At 66.7% G+C, this 15,742-nt stretch carries 3 protein-coding genes and 3 pseudogenes; all 6 read right to left on the minus strand.

All coding sequences use genetic code 11. From position 1 onward, the window contains the following. Positions 1 to 2: 2 nt before the first annotated feature. The 6 genes and pseudogenes from CCZ36_RS28825 to CCZ36_RS36330 all read right to left on the minus strand — a co-directional run bounded on the left by CCZ36_RS28825 (position 3) and on the right by CCZ36_RS36330 (position 15,710). Entirely contained in the window at positions 3 to 2,594 is a 2,592-nt protein-coding gene (locus tag CCZ36_RS28825) for a condensation domain-containing protein (protein WP_335755828.1), read from the minus strand. A gap of 230 nt (positions 2,595 to 2,824) precedes the next feature. Next, a pseudogene (locus CCZ36_RS36055) lies at positions 2,825 to 7,297 on the minus strand (amino acid adenylation domain-containing protein); the annotation flags it as partial. A 96-nt stretch (positions 7,298 to 7,393) separates the two neighbouring features. Beyond that, positions 7,394 to 10,143: pseudogene (locus CCZ36_RS36555) on the minus strand (condensation domain-containing protein); the annotation flags it as partial. Positions 10,144 to 10,299: 156 nt separating this feature from the next. Further along, positions 10,300 to 13,451: pseudogene (locus CCZ36_RS28855) on the minus strand (amino acid adenylation domain-containing protein); the annotation flags it as partial. Next, positions 13,384 to 14,490 (minus strand): amino acid adenylation domain-containing protein, encoded by a 1,107-nt coding sequence (locus CCZ36_RS36325; protein WP_250645215.1) that lies wholly within the window; start codon positions 14,488 to 14,490, stop codon positions 13,384 to 13,386. The gene CCZ36_RS36325 and the pseudogene CCZ36_RS28855, both read right to left, overlap by 68 nt. Further along, complete coding sequence (locus CCZ36_RS36330) at positions 14,448 to 15,710, minus strand: condensation domain-containing protein (RefSeq protein ID WP_128818891.1); 1,263 nt, start codon at positions 15,708 to 15,710, stop codon at positions 14,448 to 14,450. The genes CCZ36_RS36325 and CCZ36_RS36330 overlap by 43 nt, the downstream gene beginning before the upstream one ends. Between the last annotated feature and the right edge of the window lie 32 nt (positions 15,711 to 15,742).

The following is a 15,742-nucleotide window of genomic DNA, read 5'->3' on the forward strand; positions in this document are numbered from 1 at the left end:
GATCACCCGCTCATGCCGGAGGGCTCACCGTCGTCGCCCCGTTCCTCGGTTACGACGATGGCGAGGTCGAACCGCGCGGTGCCGGTACCGACGCCGCCGGACTCGACGTGGAGTCCCGGGAGCTCGAAGTTCGGCTGCTGGGTGTTCTGAAGCCCCAGAGAGATCTGGAACAGCGGGTGATGGCTGGAGGAGCGATGGGGGTTGAGTTTTTCCACCAGGTGTTCGAAGGGGATGTCTTGGTGGGCGTAGGCGGCCAGGCTGGTTTGGCGGACTTGGGTGAGGAGGTCGGTGAAGGTGGGGTTGTTGGCTGTGTTGGTGCGGAGGACGAGGGTGTTGACGAAGAATCCGATGAGTTGGTCGAGGTTTTCGTCGGTGCGTCCGGCGATGGGTGCTCCGAGGGGGATGTCGGTTCCGGCGCCGAGGCGGGTCATGAGGGCGGCGAAGGAGGCCTGGAGGACCATGTACATGGTGGTGCCGGTGGAGCGGGCGAGTTCGGAGAGGGTTTGGTGGAGGTCGGGGTCGATGTGGAAGGTGGTGGAGTCGCCGGCGTAGCTGGCGATGGCGGGGCGGGGTCGGTCGGTGGGGATGGTGACCTGTTCAGGCAGACCGGCCAGTTGTTCGGCCCAGTAGTTTTGTTGGGCGGTGAAGGGGCTGTCGGGGTCGGTGTCGTCGCCGAGCAGGTCGCGCTGCCAGAGGGTGTAGTCGGCGTACTGCACCGGAAGTTGGGGCCAGTCGGGGGCGGTGCCGGTGTGGCGGGCGGTGTAGGCGGTGACCAGGTCCCGTGCGAGCCGGCCCACGGACCAGCCGTCACCGGCGATGTGGTGGATGACGAGCAGCAGCACCGACTCGGTCGGGGTCACGGTGAACAGTTCGGCGCGCAGCGGAACCTGGGCGGACAGGTCGAACTCATGACGGGCGGCCTGGTCCACGCGATCGGCGAGTCCGTCCTTGTTCGTGGGGACGATGCGTAGCTCGATATGGGCGTGTTCGGGGTTGAGGACGCGCTGGAGGGGCTGCCCGTCAGCCTCCTCGAAGACTGTGCGGAGTGCTTCGTGGCGTGTGATGACGTCGTTGATGGATTCATGGAGTGCTTGGTGGTTGAGGTCGCCGGTCAGTCGCATGGCGAGGGGCATGTTGTAGGTGGCTGAGGGGCCTTCCAGTTTGTGCAGGAACCACAGTCGCTGCTGGGCGAAGGAGAGGGGCAGTGCCTCGGGCCGGGGCTGCGCAACGAGGGCGGGGCGTGTTACGCCCTGGGTGAGGCGTGGTGCGAGTTGGGCGACGGTGGGTGCTTCGAAGAGTGTTTGTAGGGGTGTTTCGGTGCCGAGGGTGGTGCGGATTCGGCTGCTGAGTTGGGTTGCGAGGAGGGAGTGTCCGCCGAGTGCGAAGAAGTTGTCGTCGACAGTGACGCTGGGTACGCCGAGGACTTCGGCGAAGAGGGTGGAGAGGATTTCTTCTTGGGGTGTGCGGGGTGGGCGGCCGCTGCCTGTGGATGTGTAGTCGGGTGCGGGGAGGGCTTTGCGGTCGGTCTTTCCGTTCGGGGTGAGGGGTATGTGGTCGAGGGTGACGATGGCTGACGGGACCATGTAGTCGGGCAGTTGGTCCTGCAGTGTCTGCCGGAGGGTTGTGATGAGTGTTCCGGTGGTGCGGGATCGGGCTGGGGAGTTGGTGAGAGTGGTGCTGTTGTTGGTGGAGGGCTGGTAGGTGCCGGTCACCGTCTGGGTACTGCCTGCGGGTAGCAGGACTGTGTCGAAGGAGGCGGGCTGTTCGGTGTTCCAGGTGGAGACCGCTTCGAGGCCGTGTCCGGTGGCCCACTCGTGGAATGTTTCGGGGTCGATTCCGGCGGCGGAGGTGAGTGCCGACCGTACGGCGTCCAGGTTCTCGCCGGTGTCCAGGGCGTGGACGGCGGCTGTTTCACCGGTCAGGCGTGCGTTCGGAACACCCACCACGCGCAGGCCGTCTTCGGCCAGCTGTTCCCCGAGCTGCTCGAGGGTGGTGACGTCACTTCCCCAGCGCAGAACCGGCAGGTCGGCCAGGTCACCCAGCCCCGCATTGTCGGCCAGCTCCGCCGGGTTCTTGTGGATGGTTACGTCGTAGCGGTGGCGGGTGAGTTCGTTGTGTGCTGTTCCGCGTTTGATCCGGATGTCCACACCGGCACGGTGAGTGGCTGCGAAGGCGGTGAAGTAGTCCGGGTGGACCAGGAGTTCCTTCTCCGCAACCAACGCGCGCTCCACCGCGGAACGCAGTTCCTCGGCATCGGGAACCCGCGGTGCCTGCACGGAGGTTTGGAAGGTGCGCAGCAGCCCGACATGCCGGATGTCGCCCAGGACTACTCGGCCGCCCTCGGCGAGAAGGTGGAACGCCTGAGTGAGGACGGAGGTGAGGTAGTGGTGGTCGGGGAAGTACTGGGCGACGGAGTTGATGACGATGGTGTCGAAGTAGCCTGTCGGCAGGTCGGTGAAGTCGTCGGCGCTCTGGCAGCGGACCTGGACGTGTTCCCAGCCCCGGTCCGTGATCTGTCCGGTGAGGCGGGTGACGACGGCCTGGGAAAGATCCGTTCCCCAGTACGATTCGACGTCCTGTGCCAAGGGTGCCATCAGCAGGCCTGAGCCGACACCGATCTCCAGGACTCGCTGGGGGGCGTAGGAGCGGATTCGTTCCACTGTTGCCGAGCGCCATTCCCGCATTTCTTCCAGCGGGATCGCTTCACCGGTGTAGGAGCTGTCCCAGCCGGCGAAGTCCTCACCCAGGGGCGAGTCGGTCTGGCCGTAGATCGAGTCGTACAACTCCCGCCAGTCCTCGACCTGTTCGGCACCACCGTCGGTCTCGGGACGATGTAGGCGACCAGGCGGGTGTCGCCGGGCTGGTCCTCACGCGGAACCACCACCGCCTGCGAAATCTCCGCGTGCTTAGTGAGGACGGCTTGGATCTCGCCGGGTTCGATGCGGAAGCCGCGGATCTTGACCTGGTCGTCGGTCCGGCTCAGGTATTCGAGTTCGCCGTCGCGGTTCCATCGTACGAGGTCGCCGGTGCGGTACATCCGGTCTCCGGCCCCGCTGAACGGGTCGGCCACGAACCGCTCGGATGTCAGGCCGGACCGGTTGAGGTAACCGCGGGCCAGACTACGGCCCGCGATGTACAGCTCGCCGGCGACACCTTGCGGTACCTGCTGCAGATTCTCGTCCAGGACGTACACACGGGTGTTGACCACCGGCCGGCCGATCGGAACGTGTGAACCCGACAGCGGTTCGCTGGCCGTGGCATCGACCGTCGACTCCGTCGGCCCGTAGGAGTTGATCATCCGGCGGCCCTGCGACCACCGCTGGGCCAGATCGGGCGAGCACGCCTCACCGGCCACCACCAGCATGGCCAGGTCGACCAGAGCGGACTCGCTGCCCGCCGGCATCGTGCCCAGCGCCGACGGCGGCAGCGACACGTGCGTGATCCTGCGCTCGGCCAGTTGCCGGGCCAGTTCCTCTCCGACCAGCCGTCGTGACCTCGGGACCACGAGCACGGCACCGGTGGTCAGGGCCATCACCAGCTCCCACACAGCTCCGTCGAATCCCGGTGAGGCGAACTGCAGGACCCGGCTGTCCGGCGAGAGGGCGAACCGCTCCAGGTGCGTCACCGTCAACGACGCTAGCCCGGTGTGCGTGACCGCTACCCCCTTGGGCCGGCCGGTGGAACCCGAGGTGTAGATGGTGTACGCGGTGTTCGCCGCCGTCAGAGGAGCAACCCGATCTGTGTCCGTCGGATTCGTGACAGGCTGCCTCTCCCAGTCCTCGGTCAGATCTTCGAGCGCCAGCGCGCCCGGGAACCCCGATGCCAGCTGGCTGGTCGTCAGAACCACTCGCGGAGCGGCGTCGGTGAGCATGTACGCGACCCGGTCGGCCGGGTAGTCCGGGTCCACTGGGAGATATCCGGCGCCCGCCTTCACGATGCCCAGGATCACCGCGACCTGTTCGGCACTGCGCGGCAGCACCACACCCACGAGATCCTCAGCGCCGACGCCGCGCGAGGTCAGCCAGTGCGCGATGCGGTTCGCCCGCTCGTTCAACTCCTCGTACGTCCACGAGACATCGCCGCCATCGACAGCCGGAGCGGACGGCGCGGCCTGCACCCGCGCCTCGAAGAGATCGGGCAATGTCGGCTGGTCGGCTCGTTCTGACTGGACGGCTCGGTCGAGGCGCTCACGCACGGTGAGGATGTTCAGCGCGCCGATCCGCTGGGAGGGGTCGGCGGCCACGGCCCGCAGCAACTGCGTCCACCGTTCGATCAGCGTCTCGATCGTGGCCCGGTCGTACAGCTCCGTCGAGAACTCGATGAAGCCGCTGATCCCCATCGGAGCGCGCTCAAGGTCGTGCTCCTCACCCAGGCTGATGAGCACGTCGAGGCGTGAGGTGCTGGTGTGCGTCTCCTCCGGGCGGACCTCGAGGTCCGGCAGCTTGAAGTCTGCCTCTTCGGTGTTCTGCAGCACGAAAGCCACCTGGAAGAGCGGGTGCTGCGCGGCGGAGCGGTGCGGGTTGAGCTTCTCCACCAGGTACTGGAACGGGATGTCCTGGTGGGCGTGAGCGGCCAGGCTGGTCCGGCGGACCTGCGCGAGCAGATCGGTGAAGACAGGGTTGCGAGCTGTGTTGGTGCGCAGCACGAGCGAGTTGACGAACAGCCCGATGAGGTCGTCGAGGCTTTCGTCGGTACGTCCGGCGATGCCGCTGCCGATCGGGATGTCCGTTCCCGCGCCGAGACGGTTCATCAGCGCGGCCATGGATGCCTGGAGCACCATGAACACGGTTGTGTCAGTGGTACGGGCCAGCTCGGAGAGGTGCCGGTGCAGGTCCGCGTCAAGGTTCAGCCGGATGACGTCGCCGGCGTTGCTGGCGACGGCGGGGCGGGGCCGGTCGGTGGGGATGGTCACCTGCTCCGGCAGACCAGCGAGCTGCTCGGCCCAATATGCGTACTGACGGGTGAACGCGCTGGTCACGTCTGTCTCCTTGCCGAGAAGGTGGCGTTGCCAAAGGGTGTAGTCGGCGTATTGGACCGGCAGGTGTGGCCAGTCGGGGGTGGTGTCGGTGAGGCGGGCGGTGTAGGCGGAGATGAGGTCGCGGGCCAGTGGGGCCATCGACCAGCCGTCGGCCGCGATGTGGTGGACGATCAGCATCAGCACCGACTCGGTGGGACTGATCGTGAACAGCCGGGCATGCAGCGGCACCTGCGTGGACAGGTCGAACTCGTGACGTGCAGCCCGGTTCAGCGTCTCAGCGACATTGGTCTCGTCGATGTGCTGGATGTGCAGGGTGATTTGGGCTTGGTCGGGGTCGAGGATGTGCTGGCCGGGCTGCCCGTCGGTCCTCCGGAAGACGGTGCGCAGTGCCTCGTGCCGGTTGATCACGTCGTTGAGGGCGTCTTGGAGTGTCTGTCGGTGCAGGTCACCGGTCAGGCGTAGGGCGAAGGCCATGTTGTAGGTGGCGGAGGGGCCTTCGAGCTGGTTGAGGAACCACAGGCGTTCCTGGGCGTAGGACAGTGGCAGTGCCCGGGGTCGGGCCTGGGGTGTCAGGGCGGGTCGGAGTTCGCCGGCGTGGTCGGCGAGGCGGCGGGCGAGTTGGGTGACGGTGGGGGCTTCGAAGATGGCGCGGAGGGGGATCTCTACGCCGAGCGCTGTGCGGATGCGGCTGATGAGGCGGGTGCCGAGGAGTGAATGGCCGCCGAGGTCGAAGAAGTTGTCGTCGGCTGCGATGTTCGGCAGGCCGAGGATTTCGGCGAAGGCCGCGGTCAGGATCTGTTCCTGTGGGGTGCGGGCACCGCGCCCGTATCCGGCCGTGGTGTAGACCGGGGCGGGGAGGGCGCCGCGGTCGATCTTCCCGTTCGGGGTCACCGGCATCCGGTCCAGAGCCACGATGGCTGCGGGGACCATGTAGTCGGGGAGCTGCTGCCGCAGATGGTCGCGTACCTCTGCGGTCGACACGCTGTGGTCTGTTTCGGGCACGACGTAGGCCACCAGGCGGGTGTCGCCGGGCTGGTCCTCACGAGCGATGACGACGGCTTGGGCGATTCCGGGGAGCCGGGTGAGTGCGGCTTGGATCTCGCCGGGTTCGATGCGGAAGCCGCGGATCTTGACCTGGTCGTCGGTGCGGCCGAGGTATTCGAGTTCGCCGTCCTGGTTCCATCGGACCAGGTCGCCGGTGCGGTACATCCGCCCGCCCGGTTCACCGAACGGGTCGGCCACGAACCGCTCGGACGTCAGACCAGGACGGTCCAGATACCCGCGAGCCATGACCGTACCCGCGTTGTAGAGCTCGCCGACGATACCCGGCGGCACCAACTGAAGGTACTCGTCCAGCACATAGAGTTGTGTGTGGATGATCGGCCGCCCGATCGTGACATGCCTGTCCGATAGCGGGGAGCTGATGGAGCTGACGAACGTCTCCGTCGTCCCGTACAGGTTGATGATCTGGCGACCCGGCGACCAGTGCTCCACGACTTCCGTCGGGCACGCCTCTCCCGCCACCAGCACGGTGTGCAGGTCACACAGTGAGGCAGCTGTGCCCTCGGGCATACTCGCCAGCGCCGACGGCGGGATGAAGGCGTGGGTCACGCGCCGGTCGGCCAGGACCCGCGCGAGCTCGTCCCCCGCGAGGCGGCCGGGCTGGGGCACGACCAGAGCGCCGCCACGGCTGATGGCCATGAGGATCTCGATGATCGAGACATCGAAGCTGGGGGAGGCCAGCTGCAGGACGCGGCTGCCGGGACCCGTCGCGCAGCACTCGATCAGGCTGGCCGTGACGCCGGCCAGTCCGGTATGAGGGACAGCGGTGCCTTTGGGGCGGCCGGTGGAGCCGGAGGTGTAGATGGTGTAGGCGGTGTTCGCCGTTGTCAGGGGAGTGGCCCGGTCGGTGTCGGTGGGGTTGGTGGTGGGTTGCCTGTCCCAGGCTTCGGCTAGTTCCTCGACTGCGAGTCCGTTGGGCAGTTCCTGGGTTAGTTCTTTGGTGGTGAGGAGGAGGGTGGGGGTGGCGTCGGTGAGGATGTAGGTGATGCGGTCGGTGGGGTAGTCGGGGTCGATGGGCAGGTAGCCGGCGCCTGCTTTGGTGATGCCGAGGATGGTGGCGAGTTGTTCGGCGCTGCGGGGTAGTGCCAGGCCGATGAGTTGTTCGGTGCCGATGCTTCGGCTGATGAGCCAGTGGGCGATTTGGTTGGCTCGGGCGTTGAGTTCGGTGTAGGTCCAGGTGGTGTCGTCGGTTTCGAGGGCGATGGCGTCCGGTGTGGCTCGTACGTGGGCTTCGAACAGCTCCGGCAGAGTCGCCACACCCGGTCCCGCGCTCGGAGCACTCGCCCAGTCTTGAAGCTGGGCGGCCTCACCGGGCGTGAGGACGTCCAGGGAGCTGATGGGCTGGTTGGGGTCGGTGGCGATGGCCTGGAGCAGTCGGGTCCAGCGTGTGGTGAGTGCTTCGATCGTCGAGCGGTCGTAGAGGTCGGTGGCGAACTCGACGGTGCCGGTCATGCCGGCCGGTGTGCCGTTGTCGTCCCGGTGCTCGCCCATGTTGATGAACACGTCGAACCTGGACGTGCCCAAGCCCACCCCGACCGGCTCCGCCTGGAGGTCGGGCAGTTCGAAGTTCGGCTGTTTGGTGTTGAGGAGGGCCAGCATGACCTGGAAGAGGGGTGGTGTGTGGTGCTGCGGTGGGGGTTGAGTTTTTCCACCAGGTGTTCGAAGGGGATGTCTTGGTGGGTGTAGGCGGCCAGGCTGGTTTGGCGGACTTGGGTGAGGAGGTCGGTGAAGGTGGGGTTGTTGGCTGTGTTGGTGCGGAGGACGAGGGTGTTGACGAAGAATCCGATGAGTTGGTCGAGGTTTTCGTCGGTGCGTCCGGCGATGGGTGCTCCGAGGGGGATGTCGGTTCCGGCGCCGAGGCGGGTCATGAGGGCGGCGAAGGAGGCCTGGAGGACCATGTACATGGTGGTGCCGGTGGAGCGGGCGAGTTCGGAGAGGGTTTGGTGGAGGTCGGGGTCGATGTGGAAGGTGGTGGAGTCGCCGGCGTAGCTGGCGATGGCGGGGCGGGGTCGGTCGGTGGGGATGGTGACCTGTTCAGGCAGACCGGCCAGTTGTTCGGCCCAGTAGTTTTGTTGGGCGGTGAAGGGGCTGTCGGGGTCGGTGTCGTCGCCGAGCAGGTCGCGCTGCCAGAGGGTGTAGTCGGCGTACTGCACCGGCAGCTGCGGCCACTGAGGTGCCGCACCCTCCAACCGGGCGGTGTAAGCGGCGACCAGATCGCGGGCCAGGGGTGCCAGCGACCAGCCGTCACCGGCGATGTGGTGTATGACGAGCAGGAGTACGGACTCGGTCGGGCTGACGGTGAACAGCTCGGCGTGCAGCGGTATGTCAAGCGAGAGGTCGAACTCGTGGCGGGCGGCCTGATGCAGCCTCTGCATGACGTCGGCCTGGTCGACCTGCTGAACGTACAGCTCGATATGGGCGTGTTCGGGGTTGAGGACGCGCTGGAGGGGCTGCCCGTCAGCCTCCCCGAAGACTGTGCGGAGTGCTTCGTGGCGTGTGATGACGTCGTTGATGGATTCGTGGAGTGCTTGGTGGTTGAGGTCGCCGGTCAGTCGCATGGCGAGGGGCATGTTGTAGGTGGCTGAGGGGCCTTCCAGTTTGTGCAGGAACCACAGTCGCTGCTGGGCGAAGGAGAGGGGCAGTGCCTCGGGGCGGGGCTGCGCAACGAGGGCGGGGCGTGTTACGCCCTGGGTGAGGCGTGGTGCGAGTTGGGCGACGGTGGGTGCTTCGAAGAGTGTTTGTAGGGGTGTTTCGGTGCCGAGGGTGGTGCGGATTCGGCTGCTGAGTTGGGTTGCGAGGAGGGAGTGTCCGCCGAGTGCGAAGAAGTTGTCGTCGACAGTGACGCTGGGTACGCCGAGGACTTCGGCGAAGAGGGTGGAGAGGATTTCTTCTTGGGGTGTGCGGGGTGGGCGGCCGCTGCCTGTGGATGTGTAGTCGGGTGCGGGGAGGGCTTTGCGGTCGGTCTTTCCGTTCGGGGTGAGGGGTATGTGGTCGAGGGTGACGATGGCTGACGGGACCATGTAGTCGGGCAGTTGGTCCTGCAGTGTCTGCCGGAGGGTTGTGATGAGTGTTCCGGTGGTGCGGGATCGGGCTGGGGAGTTGGTGAGAGTGGTGCTGTTGTTGGTGGAGGGCTGGTAGGTGCCGGTCACCGTCTGGGTACTGCCTGCGGGTAGCAGGACTGTGTCGAAGGAGGCGGGCTGTTCGGTGTTCCAGGTGGAGACCGCTTCGAGGCCGTGTCCGGTGGCCCACTCGTGGAATGTTTCGGGGTCGATTCCGGCGGCGGAGGTGAGTGCCGACCGTACGGCGTCCAGGTTCTCGCCGGTGTCCAGGGCGTGGACGGCGGCTGTTTCACCGGTCAGGCGTGCGTTCGGAACACCCACCACGCGCAGGCCGTCTTCGGCCAGCTGTTCCCCGAGCTGCTCGAGGGTGGTGACGTCGCTTCCCCAGTGCAGCGCCGGGAGGTTGGCGAGGTTGGTTGGTGTCTGGGGGTTTTTGTGGAGGGTGATGTCGTAGCGGTGGCGGGTGAGTTCGTTGTGTGCTGTTCCGCGTTTGATCCGGATGTCCACGCCGATGCCGTGATGAGTGGCGAGGTTGGTGAAGTAGTCGGGGTGGACCAGGAGTTCTTTTTCCACTACTAGTGCGCGTTCGACTGAGGCGTGGAGTTGGGCGGTGTCGGTTGCTTTGGGTGTTTGGACTGCGGTGTGGAAGGTGCGGAGTTGTCCGAGGTGGCGGATGTCGCCGAGGATGATTCGGCCGTTTTCGGTGAGGAGTTCCAGGGCTTGGTTGAGGACGGAGGTGAGGTAGTGGTGGTCGGGGAAGTACTGGGCGACGGAGTTGATGACGATGGTGTCGAAGTAGCCTGTCGGCAGGTCGGTGAAGTCGTCGGCGCTCTGGCAGCGGACCTGGACGTGTTTCCAGCCCCGGTCCGTGATCTGTCCGGTGAGGCGGGTGACGACGGCCTGGGAAAGATCCGTTCCCCAGTACGATTCGACGTCCTGTGCCAGGGGTGCCATCAGCAGGCCTGAGCCGACACCGATCTCCAGGACTCGCTGGGGGGCGTAGGAGCGGATTCGTTCCACTGTTGCCGAGCGCCATTCCCGCATTTCTTCCAGCGGGATCGCTTCACCGGTGTAGGAGCTGTCCCAGCCGGCGAAGTCCTCACCCAGGGGCGAGTCGGTCTCGCCGTAGATCGAGTCGTACAACACCTTCCAGTCCTCGACCTGTTCGGTGGAAGCCAGAGCCCCGTCGTCCGTGGCGGTGTCGGGCACGACGTACGCCACCAGGCGGGTGTCACCCGGCTGCTCCTCACGGGCGATGACGGCAGCGTGGGCGACGTCGTGGTGGGCGGCCAAGGCGGCCTCTACTTCACCGAGTTCGATGCGGAACCCGCGGATCTTCACCTGGTCGTCGGCGCGGCCGAGGTAGACGAGGACGCCTTCGGCGTTCCAACGCACGACATCTCCGGTGCGGTACATCCGCTCGCCCGGCTCACCGAACGGGTCCGCGACGAAACGTTCGGCACTGAGGCTGGGCCGCTTCAGGTACCCGCGGGCCAGCTGGACGCCGGCGAGGTACAGCTCACCCGGCACACCTGGCGGAACAGGCTGGAGTGTTGCGTCCAGCACGTACACGCGGGTGTTCCAGACGGGGCGTCCGATGGGCACGCTCGCACCGGTGTTCGACTCCCGGGACGCCCAAGCGGTGACATCCACCGATGCCTCGGTGGGCCGTAGAGGTTGTGCAGCGGAACGTCGAGTACGTCGGTGAAGCGGTTGCGCAGGTCGGCCGACAGCGCCTCCCCGCTGCACAGGACCGCACGCAGTCCGATGCAACCGGCCGCCGCCGGCTCGTGAAGGAACACCTGGAGCATGGACGGAACGAAATGGGCGATGGTAATCCGCTCACGTTGGATCAGCTCAGCCAGGCGGTTGGGGTCCTTGTGCTCGCCCGGGCGGGCGAGGACGAGCGTTCCGCCCTCCAGCAACGGCCAGAAGAACTCCCAGACCGAGACGTCGAATCCGAAGGGCGTTTTCTGCAGCACCCGGTCGCCCGCGCCGATCCCGTACTCGCTCTGCATCCAAGCCAGGCGGTTGACGATGCCGATGTGCGGGACCGCCACACCCTTGGGCTGGCCGGTCGAGCCCGAGGTGTAGATCACGTACGCGGGATTGGCGGGCCGCAGCGGGTGAATCCGCTCTGCGTCCACCGGGTCGCTGTCGGGCAACCCGGACAACTCTTGGATCAGGTCCGGCGAGTCCAGGATGACGGCTGAGGTCGGGGCAATCCCGGCGGTGGCCGTTGTCGTGAGCACCAGGGCAGGCGCGCCGTCCTCCAGCAGGTGGGCGATACGGTCCGCCGGGTACTCCGGGTCGACCGGCAGGTAGGCGGCACCTGTCTTGGTGACGGCGAGCAGCGCCACCACCATCTCCACGGAGCGTTCCAGCACCAGTGCGACCGAATGCTCCGGTCCGGCCCCACGGCTGATCAGCAGGTGGGCAAGACGGTTGGCACGGATGTTCAGCTCCGTGTACGAGAGCTCGACGCCGTCGAACACCACGGCCGTCGTTTCCGGCGTACGGATCGTCTGAGCCTGGAACAGGTCGGGCAGCGTGGCGGAGGGGACCTCGGCGGCGGTGTCGTTCCACGCACCGAGTATGTGGCGACGTTCGGCCGGGGCGAGGATCTCGACCTGGTCGACGGGCAGCTGCGGGTCGTCGACCACGGCCCGCAGCAGGCGTGCCCACCGCTCGGCCAGGACCTCGATGGTCATCCGGTCGTACAGGTCCGTTGCGAACTCGATGAACCCGTTGATTCCCACAGGTGCACCGTCCTCGCCGCGTTCCTCTCCGACGGTGATGAACAGATCGAACCGAGCGGTGCCGGTGGGAGTTGGCTCAGGGCTGACGTGCATTCCGGGGAGCTGGAAGTCGGCCTGCTCGTTGTTCTGAAGGGTCAGCATGACTTGGAAGAGCGGGTGGTGCGCGGCGGAGCGGTGCGGGTTGAGTTTTTCCACCAAGTACTGGAAAGGAACGTCCTGGTGGGTGTAGCCGGCCAGGGTCGTCCGGCGGACTTGGCCGAGGAGGTCGGTGAAGGTGGGGCTGTTCGATGTGTCGGTGCGCAGGACGAGGGTGTTCACGAAGAACCCGACCAGGTCGTCGAGGCTTTCGTCGGTGCGTCCGGCGATGGGGGAGCCGATGGGGATGTCGGTTCCGGCGCCGAGGCGGGTCATCAGGGCGGCCATGGATGCCTGCAGCACCATGAACACCGTCGCTCCGGCCGACCGGGCCAGCTGAGCGAGATCCCGGTGCAGGTCGGCGTCGAAGTGGAAGTCGCAGACGTCGCCCGCGTTGGAGGTTGTGGTGGGGCGGGGCCGGTCGGTGGGGATGGTGACTTGTTCCGGCAGACCGGCCAACTGCTCGGCCCAGTAGGTGTACTGGCGGCTGAAGGGGCTGTCGGGGTCGGTGTCGTCGCCGAGCAGGTCGCGCTGCCAGAGGGTGTAGTCGGCGTACTGGACGGGGAGGTGTGGCCAGTCGGGGGTGGTGTCGGTGAGGCGGGCGGTGTAGGCGGAGATGAGGTCGCGGGCCAGAGGGGCCATCGACCAGCCGTCGGCCGCGATGTGGTGGACGATCAGCATCAGCACCGACTCGGTCGGGCTGATCGTGAACAGCCGGGCATGCAGCGGCACCTGCTGCGACAGATCGAACTCGTACTGCGCGGCCCTGTTCAGCTGCTCGCGCAGTCGGTTTTCGTCGATGTGCTGGATGTGCAGGGTGATTTGGGCTTGGTCGGGGTCGAGGATGTGCTGGCCGGGCTGCCCGTCGGTCCTCCGGAAGACGGTGCGCAGTGCCTCGTGCCGGTTGATCACGTCGTTGAGGGCGTCTTGGAGTGTCTGTCGGTGCAGGTCACCGGTCAGGCGTAGGGCGAAGGCCATGTTGTAGGTGGCGGAGGGGCCTTCGAGCTGGTTGAGGAACCACAGGCGTTCCTGGGCGTAGGACAGTGGCAGTGCCCGGGGTCGGGCCTGGGGTGTCAGGGCGGGTCGGAGTTCGCCGGCGTGGTCGGCGAGGCGGCGGGCGAGTTGGGTGACGGTGGGGGCTTCGAAGATGGCGCGGAGGGGGATCTCTACGCCGAGCGCTGTGCGGATGCGGCTGATGAGGCGGGTGGCGAGGAGTGAATGGCCGCCGAGGTCGAAGAAGTTGTCGTCGGCTGCGATGTTCGGCAGGCCGAGGATTTCGGCGAAGGCCGCGGTCAGGATCTGTTCCTGTGGGGTGCGGGCACCGCGCCCGTATCCGGCCGTGGTGTAGACCGGGGCGGGGAGGGCGCCGCGGTCGATCTTCCCGTTCGGGTCACCGGCATCCGGTCCAGAGCCACGATGGCTGCGGGGACCATGTAGTCGGGAGCTGCTGCCGCAGATGGTCGCGTACCTCTGCGGTCGACACGCTGTGGTCTGTTTCGGGCACGACGTAGGCCACCAGGCGGGTGTCGCCGGGCTGGTCCTCACGAGCGATGACGACGGCTTGGGCGATTCCGGGGAGCCGGGTGAGTGCGGCTTGGATCTCGCCGGGTTCGATGCGGAAGCCGCGGATCTTGACCTGGTCGTCGGTGCGGCCGAGGTATTCGAGTTCGCCGTCCTGGTTCCATCGGACCAGGTCGCCGGTGCGGTACATCCGCCCGCCCGGTTCACCGAACGGGTCGGCCACGAACCGCTCGGACGTCAGACCGGACCGGTTGAGGTAGCCACGGGCCAGACCACGGCCCGCGACGTACAGCTCACCGGGGATACCCGTCGGAGCCTGGCGCAGATTCTCATCCAGCACGTGGACACGGGTGTTGTGGTTCGGAGCGCCGATAGGAGTGTGGGCCCGGGTGAGTACGTGGCTCAGAGTGGTGATCGTGGCCTCGGTGGGGCCGTAGAGGTTGGCCATGCGGCGGTTCGGTGCCCACAGCGGAACCAGGTGGGGTGAGCATGCCTCGGCGCCGACGATGAGGCTGGAGAGTTCGGTGAGAGTCCGGGCCGCCTCGGCGGGAAGGGTGGCCAGGAGGGAGGGCGGGATGAACGCGTGGGTGATGCGCCGGTCGGCCAGGGTGCGGGCGAGGTCGTCACCAGCGAGTTGACCGGGCGAGGGCTGGACGAGGGTGCCGCCGTTGCCGATGGCCATCAGCAGTTCCAGGATGGAAGCGTCGAAGCTTGGCGACGCCAACTGCACGACCCGGCTCCGCGGACCGGTATCGCACCGTTCGACCAGAGTGGTGATGAGGGAGGTGAGTCCGGTGTGGGTGACGGTGACGCCTTTGGGGTGGCCGGTGGAGCCGGAGGTGTAGATGGTGTAGGCGGTGTTCGCCGTTGTCAGGGGAGTGGCCCGGTCGGTGTCGGTGGGGTTGGTGGTGGGTTGCCTGTCCCAGGCTTCGGCTAGTTCCTCGACTGCGAGTCCGTCGGGCAGCTCCTGTGCCAGTTCCCTGGTGGTGAGGAGGAGGGTGGGGTGGCGTCGGTGAGGATGTAGGTGATGCGGTCGGTGGGGTAGTCGGGGTCGATGGGCAGGTAGCCGGCGCCTGCTTTGGTGATGCCGAGGATGGTGGCGAGTTGTTCGGCGCTGCGGGGTAGTGCCAGGCCGATGAGTTGTTCGGTGCCGATGCTTCGGCTGATGAGCCAGTGGGCGATTTGGTTGGCTCGGGTGTTGAGTTCGGTGTAGGTCCAGGTGGTGTCGTCGGTTTCGAGGGCGATGGCGTCCGGTGTGGCTCGTACGTGGGCTTCGAAGAGGTCGGGCAGGGTGGTGTCGTTGATCTCGGGGCGGGGTGTGGTCGCCCATGCGCGGAGTTGGTTGTGTTCGGTGGGGGTGAGGATGTCGGGCGAACTGATGGGCTGGTTGGGGTCGGTGGCGATGGCCTGGAGCAGTCGGGTCCAGCGTGTGGTGAGTGCTTCGATCGTCGAGCGGTCGTAGAGGTCGGTGGCGAACTCGACGGTGCCGGTCATGCCGGCCGGTGTGCCGTCCCGGCCATGTTCCTCGTCGACGGTGATGGCCAGGTCGAACATCGAGGTTTCGGTGGGCCAGATCTCGCTGTCCACCTGGAGTCCGGGCAGCTCGAAGGACGGCTGCTCGGTGTTCTGGAGGGCCAGCACGACCTGGAAAAGCGGTTGGTGTGCGGCGGAGCGATGCGGGTTGAGCTTCCCCACCAGGTGTTCGAAGGGGATGTCTTGGTGGGCGTAGGCGGCCAGGCTGGTTTGGCGGACTTGGGTGAGGAGGTCGGTGAAGGTGGGGTTGTTGGCTGTGTTGGTGCGGAGGACGAGGGTGTTGACGAAGAATCCGATGAGTTGGTCGAGGTTTTCGTCGGTGCGTCCGGCGATGGGTGCTCCGAGGGGGATGTCGGTTCCGGCGCCGAGGCGGGTCATGAGGGCGGCGAAGGAGGCCTGGAGGACCATGTACATGGTGGTGCCGGTGGAGCGGGCGAGTTCGGAGAGGGTTTGGTGGAGGTCGGGGTCGATGTGGAAGGTGGTGGAGTCGCCGGCGTAGCTGGCGATGGCGGGGCGGGGTCGGTCGGTGGGGATGGTGACCTGTTCAGGCAGACCGGCCAGTTGTTCGGCCCAGTAGTTTTGTTGGGCGGTGAAGGGGCTGTCGGGGTCGGTGTCGTCGCCGAGCAGGTCGCGCTGCCAGAGGGTGTAGTCGGCGTACTGCACCGGAAGTTGGGGCCAGTCGGGGCGGTGCCGGT

It is taken from the genome of Streptomyces sp. S063, from assembly GCF_002832675.1.
GTDB classification, from domain to species: Bacteria; Actinomycetota; Actinomycetes; order Streptomycetales; family Streptomycetaceae; genus Streptomyces; species Streptomyces sindenensis.